The sequence below is a fragment of the Robertmurraya phoenicis genome (assembly GCF_047302285.1).
Classification (GTDB): Bacteria; Bacillota; Bacilli; order Bacillales; family Cytobacillaceae; genus Robertmurraya.
Genome location: NZ_CP154845.1, coordinates 3,700,265 through 3,720,687, shown reverse-complemented (window position 1 = coordinate 3,720,687; position 20,423 = coordinate 3,700,265). Strand labels below are relative to the sequence as shown.

Sequence of the window (20,423 nt, the reverse complement as noted above, 5' to 3'; positions counted from 1 at the left end):
TCACGACCGTTAGCGTTTAGGCAGGACTCCCGCCATACTTCAATCTGTTCTTTATATAATCCTTTTTTTCGACAATTATCTGCTAGATTTGCTTGATTCATTGCGTACGTTTCCATGACAACAAAAACTTATCTTCACTACTCCACTGTTCAGTTCAGAACCTTGTCCATCTCCAAGAGTGGGGTTTCCAGCTATTCTAGCCTCTTTTATTTCCTCCTTATATCGTTTCCCATTATTACTTCTCATGTCAATCGACCTCCGTGTATAACTTAAACCATCTACTAAAGTTCTATTCCCTGAAACGAAAATGGTTCTGATATCAGATTAGTTTTAAGACGAATTTCTAAATGTAAGTTTTTGCAAGAGTTTAGTTCTTATGTAAATCCTGTCGCAATTCCGAAGCCCAATCCCAAAGCCCGCTCATGTGAAGCAAAGACCAGGACATTAATGCTGTATAAAGATTGAAGCGCGTGCTGATTAGGGACAGCTCCACACTAAGAAGCTGTTCAATTTTATGGATGCGATAATAGAGTGTATTGACGTGTATGAACAAATTCTTAGCCGTTTCTTTGAGGTTGAAATTAGAATTTACTAGTTCAGTGAGTGTCGTAAGTAAGCAACCTTCATTCTTCTTATCATAGTTGCAGAGTGGTTCTAGAGTATTCTGACAGAATATTTTTATGACATCCAAATCCTGAGAGAAAAGAGGAGTAAATGTTCCAAGATCTGAGAAAGATTGGATTTCAGCCTTGGTTCCCATAACAAGAGGATAGTGGAGAGCGATTCGTGCTTCTTCGCAGCTTCTACGCAAATGATAAAGCGAATGAGGCTTGCCGCGACCGAAAGATGCAGCGACGTGGTAATTTTTTTCCAAAGCAGTCTTGAAAGGTTCAATCCCCACCGCCTTTGACCCATCTGGAAATATATACACTGCCATTCCGAGCTGAGGGCAGCTGATCATGAAAGCTTCCGGAGCAATTCGCTTTAAAAATTCACGGGAATAGGACATGATCGCGGTCCACTGCTTACTGTTTTTTACATCCTTTACCTCCATTACAACGACAAAATAAGCATGATCCGCAGCTAGCTGGTAATTGCCAAGCGCTAGGATATCGGTTATATTGGCTGTACTTTGACCAAAGAGATATTCATACATTTCCTGTTCGAAAACAACATGATCATTCTTCGTTTGATTCATTTGGGAAAAATAACATTTAACAGCTAGTTTCGCTTGCTTCAGTATTGAGAGGACTAGTGGAACCTGTGTGGCAGGAAGGTTCCTGACAATAATATACGCGTTGGAATAGCTGCATATAATACGATAATACAAGCATTTCTCCGTTTTAGAATAAAGATAGTCATTTTGAGTAAGGTTGGGGAGCGTGATAAAGGAATCATCAATTTGCTTCATATTAGGCAAAATGTATGGATAGTGAATGAACCCTCTACAATCGGTGACGATGATTTGCCGACCGAGTGTCTTTTCTAGGTAAGAACCTACATATGGTAATCCATTATCAAGCGTACCGTCGACTAATTGATAGATATCTTCTTTGACTACTGACATTACGCATCACCTTTCTGAATATAAACATATCAATTTCTATTTCATTTGTTCATACATGCAAAAATCATGCCGATTTATAAAAAAGGCTCTAAATAGCGTCATATCAAGCTTTTAAAGAATAGTATTTTCAGTTAAGGCCTAATTGTCTCTGTGAAATCTCGAATTATGCCGGAAAATAATACAATAATTCTCATATTAAACGGTAATATTTCCTTTTTTGTTACAATTTGCATCGTAGTCCTAGCATTTCATGCCATATAATAGCGTTATAACAAGCTTATCCAACAACGAAACATACTACATACCGAGTTTCACTAGGAGGATTTATATGAATAACACTGATTTAATACTCAGTTCGATCATCCGCAATAGTGAACAATCTGTTTTCACTCAGAGCATTCGAACTGAAGATAAGATCTACATCGAACGGGTCAAACAATTAAAACTAGAAATCCTCAATGGGGATGTAGATCCGTCAGAAGTCGACCTCGTCCAGCCAGAAATTGTAGACTCCTGGATTCGTTCCCATAATTATGGACTTGAGGTTAATCAATCCCCGCGAATGAGTCCAGTCGTTCCGAAAGAGGATTTGGATAATCTACTCGTTGAAAATCGTATTCTCATTAATGCTACTCTTACAAGTTTGCGCCAATTTGAGCCTTTATTGCATACCAACTACGATATTTTTCTTTCCGACCCCAACGGTGTCTTTCTGCTCACTATGCTCGGGAAAAACAATAAAATAGCTTACGAGATTTTCAATTTGATGCCAGGGGCAGTTTGGAACGAGCAAACGATTGGCACCTCCGCCATGAACTTAGCCACTGTCTTGAAACGGCCTATACAAGTCTGCGGGCCGGAAATTTACCTTGACGATTTCCAAGACGTAGCCAGTTCTTCCGCTCCTATTTTCGATATCAAGAACAATTTAGTCGGAATTCTGAGTATCGCTACTGTCAATTTCCAATGTGTGAATTCTTTGAATTTGAGTCTCGCCGCCTCGATCGCCACGCTGATTCAGAAAGAATTTCAGCTTACTTTGTATAAGGAAATGGATAAAGCTATCAATGAAGTTTCGGATGAAGCACTAATCACGATCGACAACCGTGGATCGATCATCTATGCCAGCCAAGCTGCTGTCTCTTTGTTCCGGCATGTGGGCAGCAGCTTGATTGGCCGGCCGCTCGACAGCCTCCTCGGCGAACAGCCCAAGATAAAGAAGGCGCTTAAATCCAGCCAGTCCTTGTCCAATAATGAAGTAACCATACCTAAGCTCGGCCTATTCCAATGCTCGGTCCGTCCTATCAAAGATCATCAAGGCAGCCGATTCGGCTGTCTCATCTCCATGAAACGCAACAAGCGGGCCTATGTCACGGAAAAAGGTGACCCTTTTGCAGCTATTATCGGCTCTTCTGCATCGATCAGAGAAACTGTCTCATTGGTCCGACGTTTTGCTAGGAGCGAATCCAATATCCTGCTCCAAGGCGAAAGTGGGACCGGCAAAGAACTATTCGCGCGTGCTATCCATAATATTAGCCGCCCTAACCGTCGGTTCGTCGCCGTAAACTGTGGATCCATCTCAAGAACCTTAGCCGAAAGCGAATTATTCGGTTATGAGGGTGGCTCGTTCACGGGAGCGGAACGTCATGGTCGCCTAGGGAAAATTGAGTATGCCAGTAACGGTACTTTGTTTCTAGATGAAATTGGCGAACTCCCCTTGGAACTCCAGCCGCTCTTGTTACGTGTATTAGAAGACAAACAAATTGTGAGGATCGGCGGCACCCGCCCCATCCAGACAGACTTTCAGCTTATCGCCGCAACAAACAAAAATTTATTGGACCTCGTGAAAAAGGGCCAGTTTCGAGAAGATTTATATTATCGGTTTGCTATTTTCAAAATTGTCATCCCACCCTTACGGGAACGAGGGCAAGATATTCTGCTTCTCAGCGAACATTTCCTGTCCGCTCTAGCTCAAAAACGAGGAATCCCTTCCGCGACATTGAACCGAGCAGCTAAAACCATCCTGCTGAAGTATTCCTGGCCTGGAAATGTACGCCAATTAGAGAATTGTCTTACTTATGCCGCCAGCATTACCGATGACGGCATTATCCGGCCGGAAAACCTGCCTGAAGAAATCCTACTCACCTCAGCATCGAGCGAAGAAATACACGTTCATGATGCAGAGATGGAAAGGATCAGACAGGCCTTGCAGAATTCCGGTCATAATGTTTCCGATGCTGCTCGGGCCTTAGGCATTAGCAGGGCGACCCTTTATCGTAAAATCAGACAATATGGTCTCTAAAAATTACTTTATCATTTTTGTAATATGGGGATAGCACACTTTAAAGAAGCAGAACATTGATGGTTGCTTCCGTAGGAGTGTGCTTTCTTATTGTATACAACATCTAAAGAAGTTTGGAGGTTCCTCCAATGACAATTCAATCCATACTTACTAAGATTAAATTGTGAAAATGATCACAATATTTTTTATCTAGGGGGGAAAACCTTGAAACAATTATTTGACTTTACTGGTCAGGTGGTTCTTATCACCGGTGCAAGATCGGGTATCGGCCAAGCAGTGGCTGTGGCCTTTGCGGAGCGGGGTGCTAAATTGGTTTTAGCCGGACGTAGCCACTGTGATGAAACTCTGGCCCGTATCAAGGAAGTAGGCGGCGAAGCAATCTTTGTAAAAGGAGATGTAAGCGTTTCCTCAGATGTGCAGAATATCGTCAATACGACAGTGAAAACGTACGGGCGCCTCGATGTGGCCTTTAACAACGCTGGTCTTTTGCCAGTGACGGCCAATATTGCGGAGCAGACCGAAGAGGATTTTGACAAAATCATAAATGTCGACCTCAAGGGATTATTTCTATGTATGAAATATGAAATACCCGAAATGCTGAAGCAGGGTGGTGGTGCGATCATTAACAATGGCTCAGTGGTCAGTCTTGTCGCAGACCCGGGAATGGCCCCCTATGTGGCTGCCAAGCATGGTGCCGCGGGACTTTCCAAGGCTGCAGCCCTCGAATACGCCAAAGATAATCTGCGTATTAATGTAATCGCTCCCGGCTTTACAGCGACAGAAATGACTGCTCCTTGGATGGATGATCCGGAAATGAAGGAATTATGTAAGTCATTCAACGCAGCCAATCGCATCGCTACTCCAGAAGAAATAGTGGGTATCGTCCTGTTACTGGCATCTCCAATGGCTTCTTTCATGACAGGTTCTGTCTATTCTGTGGATGCGGGACAAACTGCACATTAAATATAAGAGAAATGGGGAGTCCGATGAAAATCATCGTTGTATTTAAATGGTCAAGAAACCCACAGGACGCCCGAGTGGGAATAGACGGGAGTGTTGACTGGCAGGGCGTGAAAATGTCAGCAAGCGATGACGACCCAACGGCAATGGAGATAGCTTGTTCAATAGCAGACGGTGGGGAAATTATCGGTCTAACGATAGGTGATGGTGACGTTGCGTATGCTGCTTCTCGAGGAGCAGTGCGTACCGTGACGGTTACTGATGCTCAGAGTGAGGTAAATAGCTCTGTGACAGGTGCCATTCTTGCAGCAGCCATTCGTCGCATTGAAGAAGTTGATGCAGTGCTTATCGGCGATTCAGTTTGGGATTACGGCGTGGTTTCCGCATTAGTGGGACAGCTTGATTGGCCGGCTGTAGCCGGAGTTATTTCGGCATCAACAGAGCAGGGGAATCTGCAAGTGACACGAAAAGTGGGCAACTCTTCCCAAGTACTTGAAGTGAAAAGCCCTGTGGTATTAGCTGTTTCAGCAAGTCGGGCAGAGCAGAAGGCACCAAGCATGAGGGAAATACTAGCAGCACGGAAAAAGCCTATAGAAAAATTGACATTGGCTGATTTAGGTCTTAACTTCGAGAATACTGTTAATTCCAAGGGAACGAAACTCCCTTATACGCCTCCTGCACGAATTATAGATGGAAGCGACCCTGTAATCGCAAGCGAACAGCTAGTTGCTGCTCTGCGTGCAGACGGCATATTGTGATAAAGAAATCAGTGCCGAAAGTCCTTGAAACTAAAAGGAGAATGAGGTGAATCTATATGGATATGAATAGCTGGATTATTATTGTAGACGAACGTCGGGCCGGCGGTATGCTTGATGCAGCCCGCAAGCTTGGCGGCGAAGTTGTAGCGGCTGTTGTGGGGCCGCGTGCTTTGGCAGATTCCATGGTCGGATTAGGTTTTGACCGGGTGCTTTGCTTTGAGACAGCAGAGGGCATTCCTGCGGATGCTTATGCTACGCAGGTAGCACAAGCGGCTGAAGGTGCTGCTCCCGGAGCGGTGCTAGCGTCTGATGCACCTGTTGGACGTATACTTCTTGGTGCTGTCGCAGCAAAACTGAATGCTACCTTAATCGGTGCCGTTCGTGTTCTAACTGCAGATGACGAGAGTATTGTAGTAAGCAGGTCCACGGCAGAAGGCAAAGCCTTAGCAGACATTGAGGTTCAGGGTGTACTTGCCGTGATTTATGATGGGGAAGACATGGATGTATCTTCCACGCATACTACCCCAGTGGAACTCATGAAAGTTGAGGATCCTGGCACCTCGCTAAAATTGCTAGAAACCATCGAGACCGGTAGAGACAGCTCTGGATTGTTGACAGCATCCCGTGTTGTCGGTGTAGGTAGGGGCTTGAAATCTAAGGATGACTTGAAGCTAATTGGGGAACTAGCAGAAGCAATGCAGGCAGAAACAGGTTGTACATTACCTGTTTGCGACGATATGCGTTGGTTTACTTCACAAAGTGTCGTCGGATCATCTCATAACCAGATTGCACCAGATCTTTATATCGCTGTTGGCATTTCTGGGCAGCCGCACCATGTGTCTGGCGTTAGTGACGCCAAAGCAGTGGTGGCCATCAACAATGATCCAGATGCAAGAATATTCAAAAACTGCAACTATGGTATCGTTGGTGATTTGTACAAAGTCGTTCCTGCGCTTACTGAGGCATTCAAGAATATTGGAGCGCCCGTAGCATAAAAAAACATTAATAATAATTATAGGGAGGAAAATGAACATGGCTAATGAGAAAATCTCTTTTGACGTAGAATACGATCTTGTCGTTATTGGTGGAGGAGGCTCAGGTAAATCTGCGGCTCTTACAGCAGCTCAAGGAGGTTTACGTGTTGCATTGCTAGAAAAGATGGCAGAAACAGGTGGATCTTCGATTTATGCAGAAGGAACTGCTGCTTTTGAATCTATTGAGCAAAAAGAACGTAAAGTACCAGATCATGAGGGAAAACATTTTCCTACACGTGAGGAAGCTTACCGTCGCTATATCGATTACAGCCATCATCGTGCTAATCCGGATGTTGTCCGTATGCAGGTGGACAACACAGCGGAAACAATTGAAATTATGAGAAATATGGGAATCGTTTTTACTGATGTAACAATTTACGCATACGACCAGCCACATGAACTTTACAGCTTCCACAGACCAGATGGTTTAGGAGCACGTGTTCAAGAAGTGTTATTGCGTAACTGCCTCAATGCAGGAGTGGATATTTTCACTTCAACACCAGCTAAGAAGATCTTAATGGATGACGGAGCCGTTGTGGGTGTTCAAGCTTTGGATTCAGAAGGAAACATCATGAACGTCGGCTGTAAGGCAGCCATTATCGCCTCTGGTGGCTTCGGTAACAACCCAGACATGTGTGAGAAGTATTCATGGTTATATCGTACTGCTCATGACACTTATCAAAGTGTGCCTACAGAAAACACAGGCGACGGACTAAGGATAGCACTTGAAGTTGGTGCTGACACAGAAAGTTTAGGCGCCTTAATGATTATTCCTTGTGCTCGTACGAAAACTCTTACTTCCCATGTAAGCGGTGCTGGCTCTCAACCTGTTCTATGGGTAAACAAAACTGGCCGCCGTTTTGCTAGCGAAGAAGTGGCGATGAGCTTTGCTGATGCTGGTAATACAGTTGCTAAGCAGCCAGATGGAGTAGTGTATTCTATTATTGACACTGATACTGTAAACCATCTCATGGTAGATGGCTCTGACATCGGCCTTGGTGACTTCATTGAGTATCACCAGAAGCTTACAAGTCTTCAGGAAGAACTTGATCAAGACGTGGCGGATGGAATTGCATTCAAGGGAGAAACAATTGAGGAATTAGGTAAAAACCTTGGACTTGACCCAGCTGTGCTTGCTGAAACTATAGCACAATACAACGAAGCAAGTGACAATGGATATGATCCACAGTTCTTCAAACCAGCTAAGTTTTTACGCCCTGTGCGTAAGGGACCGTTCTATGCAATCAACATGGCGCCTAGCGTACTTGTATCTATTGGCGGCATTCGCGTAAACGGCAATTTACAAGTTACAGATAAAGACTATCGCCCAATTCCTGGTCTTTATGCCGTGGGCAACGAAGCAAGCGGACTTTTCGGCGATACTTACAATTTAGATGTTCCTGGTACAGCAAACGGGTTTGCTCATGCTTCAGGACGTGTGGCAGCTCGCCATGTAATCAAAACTTTAAATGATCAATTAGTTGAAGCGTAATGAAATTTTGGAAGTAAGCTATATAATCAAGAGATTTTGTAAGAGCTAATAAATGAAATGAGGGCGACATGAAAATTTTACATGCCGCCCGCTCTTTAGGGGGTACGGAAAAGATGGACGATGTTTTAACTACCGATGTGGACTTTGACGTCATCGTTGTCGGAGCCGGTGTAGCCGGTTGCGTAACGGCGTACCAGTTGGCTACTAAAGGTCATTCTGTACTTTTGGTGGAACGCGGTCAGACCCCTGGCAGCAAAAACCTGTCAGGTGGAGTTTTTTATTGCAGTATTATGGAAGAATGCATGCCGGGGTTTATTGATGAAGCCCCTATAGAACGACGTATTACCCGCAATTGCTTGAGCTTTCTTTCTGAATCTTCCTTTGTGAACGTGGATTATGGTGACAAACGGTTAAAAGAATCCGTAACGGCTGTGTCAGTGCTACGGGCTAAACTGGACGAATGGTTGGCCAACAAATGTGAAGAGGCAGGCGTTATGCTCATGTCGGGCGTCAAGGTTGATACTCTTGTTAAGGAAAATGACTCCATCGTGGGCATTCGTGCTGGCGAAGACGAATTGCGTGCGCATGTAGTGGTTGCTGCTGACGGAGTGAATTCGTTTATTTGCCGTGATGCGGGAATCCGAGCAAAGGAACCTATGAAACATTTGGCTGTAGGCGTAAAGTCTGTCATTCGATTACCTCGAAATGTTATTGAGGAGCGCTTTAACTTAACCGGTGACGAAGGTGTTGCCTATGCTGTGGTTGGCGACTGTACCAACGGCGTCGCTGGAGGCGGATTTCTGTATACGAATCTAGAATCACTTTCCATCGGAGTAGTGCTTAGACTTGATGACCTAGTTGGTAAAGGGTATTCATCTGTGGAATTGCATGACAGATTTTTGACACACCCAGCCATTGAACCATTTCTTAAAGAAGGAGAATTGTTGGAGTACGGATGCCATATGGTTGCTGAAGGTGGACAGGACATGGTCCATGACTTGACAAGAGCTGGCCTGGTTGTTGTTGGGGAAGCAGCCGGTTTTGCGTTGAACACCGGGTTCACCGTTCGAGGCATGGATTTCAGCTGCCGGTTCCGGTCTAGCCGCGGCTAGAGCAATCGATGCGGCACTTTTGAAGGGTGATTATTCGAAAGTCTCACTGGATCAGTACAGTGCGGAGCTTGATCATACTTTTGTGGGCAAGGATATGCGCACATATGCGAAAGCACCGTATTTTCTCGAAAATCCACGCATGTATGGAGATTATGGAAAAATATTGAGCGATGTGATGTATAGCGTGTATAACCTTGACACGACACCGCGACAGCACCTGCTTCCTGGGGCCATGAAGGCATTAAAAAAAAGCCCAGTAAAACTTACCCAAATAATCAAGGACATGTATGCGGGAGTGAAGGCTTTATGAGTATAAAAAAGAATCCATTTGGAACAGTTCCCGAACGTCTTGACAGGAATCGTTATGAAACAGATGTGGAACAATCACATATTCACATTGATCAGGAGGCCGCAGCCGCAACAGGAGCCGGACCACTACTAGTACTGGTTTGTCCTGCTCAAGTCTACTCGCTACTACCGGACGGTACTATTGGTATTTTGTATGCAGCCTGCCTTGAATGCGGCACTTGTTTGGCGGCGGCGCCACCCGGAGTGCTATCCTGGCACTATCCGAGTAGCGGTATGGGAGTGAGCTATCGCGAAGGATAGCAAGATGAATACTAGGTCACTTTAGCTTCCATTAATATCCAAGATTATCGCTAAACCCTCAATTTTGTTTTTCTTTGTTAGGAGGGTGCGGCTCTTTTAAGAAGCAACCTGAAAGCCTCGCATTGTTTAAGTGATCGGCCGTATTCACCCTATTATGTGAATACGGCTTTCTCAATATATATCATCCGAAAACCAAAAACGTAAAATCCTGGAGGTTCGAGGGCAGGAAGCTTGATAATCCTAAGTTTATATAACTTTTCGAGGTGAAAAAATAAAATGCAAACTACAGTGATAGATAACAAACAAATGCAAACGGCATATTCCAGATCCAATCCAATTTCGGCCAAGGTTCTTAAAAATGTAAATATAAATGGAGATGGATCAAATAAAGAAACAAGACATCTCGAGCTATCATTAAAAGGATCAGGTCTTTCCTACATCCCAGGTGATGCTCTGGGAATTTTCCCTAATAATGATCCGGAACTAGTGGCTACACTTCTTGAAGAGATGAAATGGGATCCGGAAATCGAGGTAACTATTAACAAACAAGGCGATACACTGAAATTAAAAGAAGCGCTCACCAGTTACTATGAAATTACATTTTTGACTAAAAAAATCATGCTGCAGGCAGCTGAATTAATTGACAACGAAGCATTAAATGAACTATTGAAAAATGGAGATCAAACAAAAGAGTATTGTAACGGCCGCGATTTACTTGACATGTTGCGTGATTTTGGTCCATGGAAGGCATCTGCACAGGATGTGGTGTTAACTTTAAGAAAAATGACCCCGCGCCTTTATTCAATTGCCAGCAGCATGACTGCTCATCCGAACGAGGTGCATTTAACGATCGTCGCTGTGCGCTATGATGCTCATAACCGTGAACGTAAAGGGGTATGTTCCGTGATGGTGGCAGAACGGGCTCGTGTTGGGGATACTTTACAGGTATTTGTTCAGCCCAATAAACATTTCCATTTGCCGGAACCAGATAAGGATATTATTATGGTTGGACCTGGTACAGGGATTGCGCCATTCCGTTCCTTTATCGAAGAATATGCAGCTCTGAAAGCAACAGGCAGAACATGGCTGTTCTTTGGTGATCAGCATGAAACATGTGATTTTCTTTATAAGGGTGAATTAGAACAATATATGAAAGAAGGAGTATTGACAAAATTAGATACTGCCTTTTCCCGCGATCAGGACGAAAAGGTATACGTTCAACATAAAATGCTCGAAAAAAGCAAAGTAATATTCCAATGGCTAGAAAATGGTGCATACTTCTTCGTATGCGGCGACAAACAAAGAATGGCAAAAGACGTCAACACTACACTAATTGATGTCATTGAAAAAGAAGGCAATATGTCGCGTGAAGGCGCAGAAGTCTATCTAAACAATCTGCAAAAACAAGGACGCCATTTGCGTGACGTGTATTAATCAGTGGTTTTATCATCACCAGATCATTTATGGTATTTAAGTAAATCACTGATCTAAATTAAATTAAATGTCAAAATCGTTCGTTTATTAACTTGAGGTGCGCAATTATGAAATGGATTCAAGTAACCTAATTTAGAATCAAACGGATAAAAGTCATCAATTACAAAAACTCAAAAAAATAATCCCATCTTACCTCTTGACAGCCTAAATAAAGAAAGGATAAAATAACGATGTAAATAATATTGCGTTTTTAATAAGAGACCATATAGGCAGCTTATAAAAAACCAACTTTTTAGGAGTTTTGAAGTCCTGAGGCGTTGGTGTTTATTTTTGTCAAAGTTTGTGAAATAGTTCACAAAAAAGAATTCTATAGTTTTCAAAAGTATCAGTTATTGTTTTCTAAAAGGTTTCACATCCTAGAGCTCAAAGAAGGAGTGAGGATTAATATGCCGTTCTGCAAATTGCAAGCGTACGCAAAACCTGGAATCAATAAACCTTTGCTATTTGATGAAATAAAACGCAAAAAAATTCAACATAAAATAGCAAATTATTGGAAACAGTGTGGAAAAGAGAAATTTGATAAAGGGCCTGATGGTACGAGAGTGACCATTGTTGATGATTTAGTCATTATTCGGACAGAACGCTATCTTACTAAAATGGAAAGATTCGTTATTGATAACGAATCAGATGGGGCGGAATATATTCGCTCTCTCAGAGTAAATGTGTTGGACGGAGCGATTCAAGAGGGCGAATTGATTTCTACGATAGAAAAAATGGTAGAGGCAACGGCCATCTATTGCATCCATGACTCATATCCAAGCGATGAATATTGTGTCATGATAATCGTGTTTGACAGACAATTGGCTTAAGAATTGGTGTCTTAAGGTCTCAAAATGAGAGTTAAAAGAAATTTAATCTTATGCGATAAATTAATAAAACAATATATGATTGCGTGTTAAGTAGAAAACCTTAATGGTAGTTTACTAAAGACCAACCGTTTTAAGATGTACTTTTTAGTATGGACATCTTAAGAAGGTTGGTCTTTTTATTGTCGCTGTTTTCGTATAGGTTGTGGTTTTTCGTAAAAACCCAGAAGCCGGTTTTTACCCATATGTCACTGTTACTGCTATACATTAAATGTGCGACGGCACTTTTCGCTTCCTCTTTTTAGTCCTTACGAGGAGATATAGGCATTTTATGAACTTATTATTTTCCAAAAGCAGCAATGTTTGCGAAAAGTGCCTTTAATTTAATTGGTCGCAGAAGTCTGTAAGGAGGTGGCCCCAGTTAGTCTTACAAATATACCTATTTATGTGAAGAAAATCACAACATATAGTAGTTTTTTTGCAGATAGCTGAAATTTCAAAAATTAGTTAGGAGGAAGATGAATTGTCTAATGTAATCGTTTGTTATAAATGGGTTCCAGTAGAAGAAGACATCAAAATCGATTTCGAATTGAATGTGGATGTAAGCAAGGCGAAATGGAAGATATCTGATTTTGACAAAAATGCGATTGAAGAGGGGGTACAAGCTGCAGAAACCCTAGGTGGAAAAGCAGTTGGATTGACCTTTGGTAATAGCCAAGCCAAACAGTCCTTAAAGGATGCTCTTTCCAGAGGATTGGATGAAGGTTACTGTATCAGTGCCGAAGAAGCATATTCTGCAGATGGAAGTGTTACGGCTAAAGCTCTATCAGCGGCCATCAAAAAAATCGGTGATTTTAGTTTGGTGGTTTGTGCAGAAGGGGCAAGTGATACCTTTGCACGGCAAACCGCACCAAGAATCGGTGCCATATTGAATCTACCAGTTGTCACTTCTGTAAGTAGTCTACATTTTGAAGGAAATACGTTAATAGCAGAAAGAAAGTTAGATGATTGCCTGGAAACCGTTAAGGTGGAATTACCTGCAGTAATAGCAGTTTTACCGGAAATTAATACCCCAGCAATTCCCGGGTTAAAAGCGGTCATGGCCGCACGGAAAAAACCAGTAACTGAATTTACACCGTCTGATTTGGGCATTGATTTTATTCCAAAAATGAAAGTAACGGATGTAAAAGGATATGTCATGAATCGTAAAAACATCATCCTTCGTGAAGGTGATGACACGGATAAAGTGAAAGAACTCGCAGCAGTCTTAAGAAAGGAAGGTGTTCTATAAGATGGCAGGTATTTATGTTTTTAGTGACCAAATAAGTCTCGCAGCTGAGCTCATTAGCTTTGCCAAACAAACGGGGAAAACTACGATTGCTTTCGCTTTCTCACAGGAAGCTGCAAATGAATTGGCAACCAAAGGGGCAGATAAGGTTTGCTTATTCAATGGGGACAGCCCGATGATTGAAAATTACAGTGAGGCAGTAGCCGCATTTCTTAAAAAAGAAGAAGCGGAACTGCTCGTTGTCGGTGCCACCGCCAGGGGAAGAGATTTTGCTGCCAGAGTAGCTGGCTACTTAGATTGTGGGATGGCAAGTGATGTTTCTTCACTGAGTTTTGTAGAAGGAGATGTGATTTGCGAGAGAATGCACTATGGAGGCATTATTGTCCAAAGTGAAATTCTTTCTGGTTTAAGCGTTGTTACGGTACCTGCAGGGAAATTTGATGAAGGAACTGGAAATTGTGAAATTACGAGTATTGACCTCCAGTCAGATTCCAGAGTCAGCTTGGTGGAAACAAAGCCGATTGTGAAAGAAGGAGCCGACTTGAATAAAGCAGATAAAGTGGTTTGTGTAGGAATGGGGCTAGAGAAACCTGAAGATATGGAGATGGCAAAAGGATTGGCAGCAGTATTAGATGCTGAAATTGCCTGCACCCGCGGAATAGCTGAAGAAAGACACTGGCTACCAGTGGAGCAGTATATCGGTATCTCTGGTGCCGTTATTAAACCACAGCTTTATTTATCGTTTGGTGTATCTGGCCAGATGCAGCATATGTTCGGAGTTCGAGATGCGAAAACGATCGTTGCCATAGACAATAATGAGAATGCCCCTATCTTTAAATCAGCAGACTACGGAATCGTTGGAGATATGTATGAAATCGTACCGCTGTTAACAGCAGCACTGAAATAGAACTGAAGGAGTATACCGAGCTTTTTGACGTGACATAGGAAAAATAATATCTACCTACGCTTATGAAAAATGCTAGGTATTAAGATGAATTTTTAAAAAAAGTGGTGAGAACATGAGTGAAACAGAGAAATTTGACGCGATCATTATTGGGGCTGGTCCAGCCGGTATAGCCTGTGCCTACACTCTAGCTAAAGAAGGTAAAGAAGTCCTCGTCATTGAAAGAGGAGATACTGCTGGTTCAAAAAATGTGACCGGAGGCAGATTTTATACGTATGCCTTGGAAATGGTAGACGAGGGACTAACTGAAGACGCGGCCCTTGAACGAAAAGTAACCCATGAACAAATAATGATGCTTAGTGATAATCGGGCAATTAGTATTGACTATCATGATCCGTCTTTTTCAGAAGGAGAGGTCCCCCAGTCCTATACGATTTTGCGAGCTAGTTTTGATGAATGGTTTGCTGGCAAGGCAGAGGAAATGGGTGCTATGGTAGCCTATGGAATCAAAGTCGATGACCTGATAGAAAAAGACGGAAAAATTGTCGGAGTCATTGCGGGCGAAGATGAAATGTATGCTGATGTAATAGTGGCAGCTGACGGAGTGAATTCATTTATTGCTCAAAAGGCTGGACTAATCGAAGATATTCAAGCAAGTACTGTTGCGGTCGGTGTGAAAGAAATTATTGAACTCCCGGCAAAAGTTATTGAACAAAGATTTAACCTTAAAAGCGATGAAGGAGCTGCCCGTCTTATGTTAGGCGGTACGGAGGGCATTCACGGAGGTGGATTTCTCTATACGAACAAAGAGAGTATTTCTTTAGGAATGGTCTTGATGCCGGAAGAAGTGGCTCAAAACGGGCGCTCGATTCATAGTCTTTTCCAAGAACTGAAGATGCATCCAGCCATTTATTCCCTCATTGAAGGTGGAAAAACCGTCGAATATGGAGCTCATCTCGTAGCAGAAGAGGGGTACCGAGGCATTCCGAAAAAAATCTACCGAGAAGGACTCTTGGTAGCGGGGGAAGCAGCAGGAACGGTGGTCAATCTAGGATATACGATCCGAGGAATTGACCTGGCGATCTTAAGTGGACTGGCTGCAGCAAGGGCGATTATTAGAGTAGAAAATCCAGCGAATATGGGATCTACTTATTTAGAGGAACTGGAAAACGTTAGACTCTTACCTATGATGAGAGCGTATGACGGTTTTACAGATGCCTTGAATATTCCTAATTTGTTTAAAACCTATCCAAATGTTGCCGTTGAGCTCTTCCAGACGCTTTATGCTGTGGATGGAAACGTGCCTAATAGTCTAAAAAAACAAATTGTGGGTGTAGCGAAAAACAATCGACTTACCGTTTGGCAATTGCTGAAGGATGGTTTAAGGGGGAGAAAAGCACTATGAGTATAGCGAAACTAACAGCCCCAGAACTCTTGAGCTTGAACAAATTTACGGTTGATGAGGAAGATCCTCATATTGTGCTAAATAAAGAAATTTGTGCGAACTGCAACGAAAAACCATGTCTAGTTGTTTGCCCAGCTGTTCTTTACAAATTGGATAAAGCAGGAGAAATAACGTTTGATTATGCTGGCTGTTTGGAATGTGGTACATGCCGAATCATGTGCGAAAACAAAGGGATTGTCGAGTGGAGCTATCCTCGTAGCACCTTTGGTGTCAGCTATCGGTATGGCTAAGCGGAACTGGATGATGATTTTAAGGAGGTGGTTCAAAAAGAACTATATGAATCTATCAGGTCGGAAAAATAGGTTAATTATTAAAGGGAGGAATTAATGTGTTGGTGTTAAATGAAGAACAGGAACTAATGCGTAATATCGCTCGGGAATTTGCCGAAAAGGAAGTTAAGCCTTTTGTTTTAGAGATGGAGTTGAATAATAAATATCCTGCTCATCTAGTTAAGAGAATGGGAGAATTAGGATTTATTGGGCTGCCACACGACGAATCCTATGGAGGGCTTGGTGGGCAGTGGACGACCTATAGTATTGTATTAGAGGAAATAAGCAAAGTCAGTAATACCTTAGGGTTACTATTGGTACTGGAAACAGTCATGTGCGGTGTCACTGTAGCTGCTGGCGGAACTTTAGAACAGAAACAAAAATGGCTAAAACCAAATTTTGATGGAGAAAAGATTTTAGCTGTTTCGATGACTGAACCAGTAGGAGGATTTAACTATCCTGAATGGCAAAGTCGCGCCGTACAGGATGGAGATGAATGGGTTTTAAATGCAGCGAAGATTTTTACAACGGGTGCGGGCCAAGCTGACTATTATATTGTTGGTTGCATGACCTCAGATTTTGACCCAGCTACTAATACAGGCTTAAGTGTTTTTGTTGTCCCTGCCAATACACCTGGCGTTGAAGTGGGACATATCGAAAATAAATTAGGATGGCATGGTTCATCCAGCGGAAGTATGTACTACAGAAACGTCCGTGTACCGAAAGAAAATTTGATTGGCGAGGTTAACATGGGCGCTAACTTTGTTAATGCAATGGCTCCATTAGAATGCATGTTGAATGGCCCTATGAATCTCGGTGCTGCTGAAGCAGCTTATGAAAAAGTAAAAACGTATACAAAAGAAAGAAATCAGTTGGGGAAATCTCTCTATGATACCCATCAAGTGATTCGACACAAGCTGGCCAAGATGTATATGGAAATAGAAAGTCTTAGAAGCTTTACCTATTCAACGGTAGCGATGCAAGACGAGGAGCAGTTCTGTTTACCACAGCAGTTTGCGCTTAAGATTAAAGGTGCCGAGGTTTTGCAATATGTAGCCAATGAAGCGATTCAAATGCATGGGGGCAATGGCGTTGTTGTCGAAAATGGCGTAGAAAGCTGTTACAGGGATGCCAAGGTTAATGCCATTGGCGGTGGATCGAATGACACGTTGCTCGATATGGTTACGACAATGATTTAATGAAAAAGTTTGTCCCCTCCAGCCCAATAACAAGCAGAAATTCTGGGGGAGTTTAAAAATATTCCAAAGTAGTTTTGATACAAAGTTTAAATCGTTTTGATTGTCCAAAAAAAAATCTTTCAATTCTTAGGAGGAAATTATAATGGTACAAGTAAAAAATGATGTTGAAATTAAAGGACTAGTGCATTTGGAAATTCTACATGATAACCCTAGTGAGGCAGCTGAATTTTTGCAAGAGGTGCTTGGAGCGGAAAGATGTGAAGAGGGATTTTCTAGTCTTATAGAACGTGAATTTGATTGTGAAAATATCCATATGAAGGCTGGTAATGTAATCTTTCAAGTCATTAAGCCAAATCCGGAGTTCAGACCTGAGCTAAACACTTGGTGGCAGAGAGATTTGCTTGATAAACAAGGACCATTTCTCCACAATATCACCTTGCTTGTAAAAAATGCTGACAGATTCGCTCAGAAAATAGTTGAACACGGCGGAACAAAGATGGGAGCTAAAGATGCACTTGCACCGGATATGCAGCATATCAACACCGTTCATATGTACGATGCATCCAAACAATGCGGAATGCGCTTTGAGTTCGTAGAAGCTCCACCTGAGATGGAGTAATTGCATTCACTAAAGTGATGAAACTAGATTAGGCAGTACAAGAAACTGAGCAGTGGCCATGGAGCCAGTGGTTACTCTATGGCCAATCTTTCTTAAGAATCGACTTTGAACAAGTAGATACTGGAAGGGAATTTCCTATTTATAAATAAGCTTTTCTAATACTTCTATCTTGAAGTGCAATTTTTTTTAGCTTTTTACTCAACGATAGATGGATCGACATAATTAAATTATAACCAATAAAATACAGAAAAATTACATACGATCAACATTAGTAGTCTTTCTAGCGATTTAGGAAGGCGTTTTATTTTTGAATTATTTTAAAAGGTAAATAGATATTAAATCATATTCAGGAAGCTATGTTTAATTCCAAAACTTGCTTCCTGCCACCACATTTTCTTGTATCTCCCACAACCGCAAACTGTTTTTAAAATCGCGTAAAAGATTCTAGTATAAAGATAGAAGGTGATACGAAGCAACTATTTCAAAATTGCTAACGATATTGCTTTTTATTTTTAAAACAACTTGTGAATATTTTCACAAGTTAATATAACGAAGGAGGATTCTGGTATGTTAAAGCATTTATTTTCTTCAGGAAGAATTGGAACGATGGAAACAAGAAATAGAGTTGTGATGACTGCGATGGGGAATTATTTAGCGAATCCCGACGGGAGTGTGTCTGATAAGGATATTGCTTTTTATGGAGCGAGGGCCAAAGGTGGGGTCGGTGTTGTTATTACGGAATGTGCCTTTGTAGATGGTGAAAGAGGAAGAGGAAATTCTCATCAAATTTCTGTCGCAGATGACCGCTTTATCCCAGGTCTTAGACTGCTTGCAGACGAAGTTCATCAGTACGATGGCAAGGTTGTTGTGCAAATCTATCATCCTGGTAGACAAGGAATCAGTGCTCTAAACGGAAATTTACCGATGATGGCACCGAGTGATATCGAATGTCCAACTGTTCACCAGCCTACAAAAGAGATGACAAAAGAAGAAATTTCGGAGATGGTAGATAAGTTTATTAAAGCAGCTGTAAGATTGAAAAATGCCGGTATTGATGGGGTAGAGGTACATGGTGCTCATGGGTATTTAATTCATGAATTTTTAAGTCCTCGTGCAAATAAAAGGACAGATGAATATGGTGGAAGCTTAGAAAATAGAATGCGCTTTTTAGAAGAAATCGTGACAGGAATCAGAGAAGAATGTGGAAAAGAATTTCCATTGCTCGTTCGTTTATCGGTTGAGGAGTTTGCTGATACTGTTGGATTTCCTGATGATGGCCTGCAGCTGCCAGAAGGAGTGAAAATTGCCAAGCGACTTGAGCAATTAGGAGTCGATGCGATTGATGTGAGCTCAGGAACTTACGAAACGATGAATACAGCGTGGGAACCTACTTCATTCGAGCAAGGCTGGAAAATTCATTTATCAGAAGCCGTGAAAAAAGAAGTAAGCATTCCAGTTATAGGGGTGGCTGTAATTAGGGACCCTGAGTATGCCGATCAAATTATTGCCGAAGGAAAACTTGATTTCGTTGGGTCGGCAAGACAGCACTTTGCTGATGCGGAATGGTCTAACAAAGCAAAAGAGGGACGGATAAACGAAATAAGAAAATGTATTTCTTGTCTCCACTGTATGGAAACATTGATGGGGGCAGACCTTTCTCCGATTCCTTGCCAATGCGGAATTAACATTGAGGCTGGAAGAGAGCTTGAGTATGGCGACTTCCGAGAAGATGGCGAAGGAAGAGTCGTGGCGGTAATAGGAGCGGGTCCAGCAGGGCTAGAGGCAGCAAGAATCTTAGCAGAACGAAAATTTAAACCAGTTGTCTTTGAAAAAAGTAATCGACTTGGCGGACAGTTAGAGTATGCTAGCAAGCCACCAAATAAGGAAAAAATCAATTGGCTCATCGATTATTTGAAAGCCCAGGTAGAAAAGTTTGAAATTGAAGTAAGACTCAATACAGCTCTAACACTAGATGACCTTAAAGCATTGAATCCATATGCCGTATTTGTTGCCCAAGGCTCTACACCTGTTATGCCCCGTTCCATTCCAGGTGTAGATGGAGAAGAAGTGTTGACACCTATCGATATATTAAGTGGAAAAATAAACCTGAAAAATAAAAAAGTTGGGGTTATCGGTTCAGGAATGACTGGTATCGAAGTGGCTCATTTATTAGCCGAAAAAGGTAATGACGTCAGCCTCTTTGAAATGGAGGAAACAATAGGACCAGGACTCTATTTCCAAAGCTTGATTGATGTCATGACTCATCTTGGACCATTGGGTGTTCCGATGTATCCAAAGCATAAATTATTGGCAATTGATCATGGGAAGGCAAGTTTTGAGGAGCTTGATACAGGAGATACGAAAGAATTTATGTTTGATTATGTTATTCTCTCACTCGGAACAAGACCAAATACAGAATTAGTAGAGGAGATTCAATCGAACTTTGACAATGTTAGGGTACTAGGAGACGCTGCAAAACCAGGAAGAATAAGAGACGCGATGGAAACAGGTTATCTGAATGCATATGCACTTTAAGAACGAAAAG

The 20,423-nt window shown here is 42.2% G+C and carries 18 protein-coding genes; 16 read left to right on the top strand and 2 right to left on the bottom strand.

The window, feature by feature from the left end; all coding sequences use genetic code 11:
• Positions 1-75 precede the first annotated feature (75 nt).
• Together AA0X71_RS18555 and AA0X71_RS18550 are read right to left on the bottom strand one after the other, a co-directional pair.
• Positions 76-246, bottom strand: a complete 171-nt coding sequence (locus AA0X71_RS18555) for a hypothetical protein (protein WP_413356784.1) — start codon at positions 244-246, stop codon at positions 76-78.
• 121 nt (positions 247-367) lie between these two features.
• A complete protein-coding gene (locus tag AA0X71_RS18550) occupies positions 368-1,567 on the bottom strand; it encodes a PucR family transcriptional regulator (protein ID WP_413356783.1) in 1,200 nt (399 codons plus the stop codon).
• Between the two features lie 328 nt (positions 1,568-1,895).
• On the opposite strand from AA0X71_RS18550, the gene AA0X71_RS18545 reads away from it, so the two are divergent.
• The 16 genes from AA0X71_RS18545 (at position 1,896) to AA0X71_RS18470 (ending at position 20,413) form a co-directional block, all read left to right on the top strand.
• A complete protein-coding gene (locus AA0X71_RS18545) occupies positions 1,896-3,869 on the top strand; it encodes a sigma-54-dependent Fis family transcriptional regulator (protein WP_413356782.1) in 1,974 nt (657 codons plus the stop codon).
• A gap of 204 nt (positions 3,870-4,073) precedes the next feature.
• Entirely contained in the window at positions 4,074-4,832 is a 759-nt protein-coding gene (locus tag AA0X71_RS18540) for an SDR family oxidoreductase (RefSeq protein ID WP_413356781.1), read from the top strand.
• Positions 4,833-4,855: 23 nt separating this feature from the next.
• Positions 4,856-5,587, top strand: coding sequence for an electron transfer flavoprotein subunit beta/FixA family protein (locus AA0X71_RS18535; protein WP_413356780.1), 732 nt, complete (start codon positions 4,856-4,858; stop codon positions 5,585-5,587).
• Between the two features lie 56 nt (positions 5,588-5,643).
• Positions 5,644-6,582: an electron transfer flavoprotein subunit alpha/FixB family protein gene (locus AA0X71_RS18530; RefSeq protein ID WP_413356779.1), complete on the top strand. Its 939-nt coding sequence runs from the start codon at positions 5,644-5,646 to the stop codon at positions 6,580-6,582.
• Between the two features lie 37 nt (positions 6,583-6,619).
• The gene (locus AA0X71_RS18525) at positions 6,620-8,113 is read left to right on the top strand and encodes an FAD-dependent oxidoreductase (protein ID WP_413356778.1); all 1,494 of its coding nucleotides are present in this window, start codon (positions 6,620-6,622) and stop codon (positions 8,111-8,113) included.
• Between the two features lie 68 nt (positions 8,114-8,181).
• The gene (locus AA0X71_RS18520) at positions 8,182-9,225 is read left to right on the top strand and encodes an FAD-dependent oxidoreductase (RefSeq protein WP_413356777.1); all 1,044 of its coding nucleotides are present in this window, start codon (positions 8,182-8,184) and stop codon (positions 9,223-9,225) included.
• A 306-nt stretch (positions 9,226-9,531) separates the two neighbouring features.
• Positions 9,532-9,834 carry a ferredoxin family protein gene (locus tag AA0X71_RS18515; protein WP_413356776.1) on the top strand — a complete coding sequence of 101 codons (303 nt, stop codon included), beginning with the start codon at positions 9,532-9,534 and terminating at the stop codon, positions 9,832-9,834.
• A 276-nt stretch (positions 9,835-10,110) separates the two neighbouring features.
• Positions 10,111-11,268, top strand: coding sequence for a sulfite reductase flavoprotein subunit alpha (locus AA0X71_RS18510; protein ID WP_413356775.1), 1,158 nt, complete (start codon positions 10,111-10,113; stop codon positions 11,266-11,268).
• A 446-nt stretch (positions 11,269-11,714) separates the two neighbouring features.
• Positions 11,715-12,137: a Na-translocating system protein MpsC family protein gene (locus tag AA0X71_RS18505; RefSeq protein ID WP_413356774.1), complete on the top strand. Its 423-nt coding sequence runs from the start codon at positions 11,715-11,717 to the stop codon at positions 12,135-12,137.
• Between the two features lie 520 nt (positions 12,138-12,657).
• Complete coding sequence (locus tag AA0X71_RS18500) at positions 12,658-13,425, top strand: electron transfer flavoprotein subunit beta/FixA family protein (RefSeq protein WP_413356773.1); 768 nt, start codon at positions 12,658-12,660, stop codon at positions 13,423-13,425.
• A gap of 1 nt (position 13,426) precedes the next feature.
• On the top strand, positions 13,427-14,329 hold the full coding sequence (locus AA0X71_RS18495) for an electron transfer flavoprotein subunit alpha/FixB family protein (RefSeq protein ID WP_413356772.1): 903 nt from the start codon (positions 13,427-13,429) through the stop codon (positions 14,327-14,329).
• An 88-nt stretch (positions 14,330-14,417) separates the two neighbouring features.
• Positions 14,418-15,731, top strand: coding sequence for an FAD-dependent oxidoreductase (locus tag AA0X71_RS18490; protein ID WP_413362671.1), 1,314 nt, complete (start codon positions 14,418-14,420; stop codon positions 15,729-15,731).
• Positions 15,728-16,021 (top strand): ferredoxin family protein, encoded by a 294-nt coding sequence (locus AA0X71_RS18485; RefSeq protein WP_413356771.1) that lies wholly within the window; start codon positions 15,728-15,730, stop codon positions 16,019-16,021. Before AA0X71_RS18490 ends, AA0X71_RS18485 begins: the two co-directional genes overlap by 4 nt.
• Positions 16,022-16,119: 98 nt before the next feature.
• Entirely contained in the window at positions 16,120-17,259 is a 1,140-nt protein-coding gene (locus AA0X71_RS18480; protein ID WP_413356770.1) for an acyl-CoA dehydrogenase family protein, read from the top strand.
• A gap of 142 nt (positions 17,260-17,401) precedes the next feature.
• Complete coding sequence (locus AA0X71_RS18475) at positions 17,402-17,878, top strand: hypothetical protein (RefSeq protein WP_413356769.1); 477 nt, start codon at positions 17,402-17,404, stop codon at positions 17,876-17,878.
• Between the two features lie 567 nt (positions 17,879-18,445).
• Positions 18,446-20,413, top strand: coding sequence for an FAD-dependent oxidoreductase (locus tag AA0X71_RS18470; RefSeq protein ID WP_413356768.1), 1,968 nt, complete (start codon positions 18,446-18,448; stop codon positions 20,411-20,413).
• Positions 20,414-20,423 lie beyond the last annotated feature (10 nt).

Bases quoted from the DNA above. Each gene is read 5' to 3' on its own strand.
- AA0X71_RS18555 (WP_413356784.1), bottom strand. From the start codon at position 246: ATGAGAAGTAATAATGGGAAACGATATAAGGAGGAAATAAAAGAGGCT.
- AA0X71_RS18550 (WP_413356783.1), bottom strand. From the start codon at position 1,567: ATGTCAGTAGTCAAAGAAGATATCTATCAATTAGTCGACGGTACGCTT.
- AA0X71_RS18545 (WP_413356782.1), top strand. From the start codon at position 1,896: ATGAATAACACTGATTTAATACTCAGTTCGATCATCCGCAATAGTGAA.
- AA0X71_RS18535 (WP_413356780.1), top strand. From the start codon at position 4,856: ATGAAAATCATCGTTGTATTTAAATGGTCAAGAAACCCACAGGACGCC.
- AA0X71_RS18530 (WP_413356779.1), top strand. From the start codon at position 5,644: ATGGATATGAATAGCTGGATTATTATTGTAGACGAACGTCGGGCCGGC.
- AA0X71_RS18525 (WP_413356778.1), top strand. From the start codon at position 6,620: ATGGCTAATGAGAAAATCTCTTTTGACGTAGAATACGATCTTGTCGTT.
- AA0X71_RS18520 (WP_413356777.1), top strand. From the start codon at position 8,182: ATGAAAATTTTACATGCCGCCCGCTCTTTAGGGGGTACGGAAAAGATG.
- AA0X71_RS18515 (WP_413356776.1), top strand. From the start codon at position 9,532: ATGAGTATAAAAAAGAATCCATTTGGAACAGTTCCCGAACGTCTTGAC.
- AA0X71_RS18510 (WP_413356775.1), top strand. From the start codon at position 10,111: ATGCAAACTACAGTGATAGATAACAAACAAATGCAAACGGCATATTCC.
- AA0X71_RS18505 (WP_413356774.1), top strand. From the start codon at position 11,715: ATGCCGTTCTGCAAATTGCAAGCGTACGCAAAACCTGGAATCAATAAA.
- AA0X71_RS18495 (WP_413356772.1), top strand. From the start codon at position 13,427: ATGGCAGGTATTTATGTTTTTAGTGACCAAATAAGTCTCGCAGCTGAG.
- AA0X71_RS18485 (WP_413356771.1), top strand. From the start codon at position 15,728: ATGAGTATAGCGAAACTAACAGCCCCAGAACTCTTGAGCTTGAACAAA.
- AA0X71_RS18475 (WP_413356769.1), top strand. From the start codon at position 17,402: ATGGTACAAGTAAAAAATGATGTTGAAATTAAAGGACTAGTGCATTTG.
- AA0X71_RS18470 (WP_413356768.1), top strand. From the start codon at position 18,446: ATGTTAAAGCATTTATTTTCTTCAGGAAGAATTGGAACGATGGAAACA.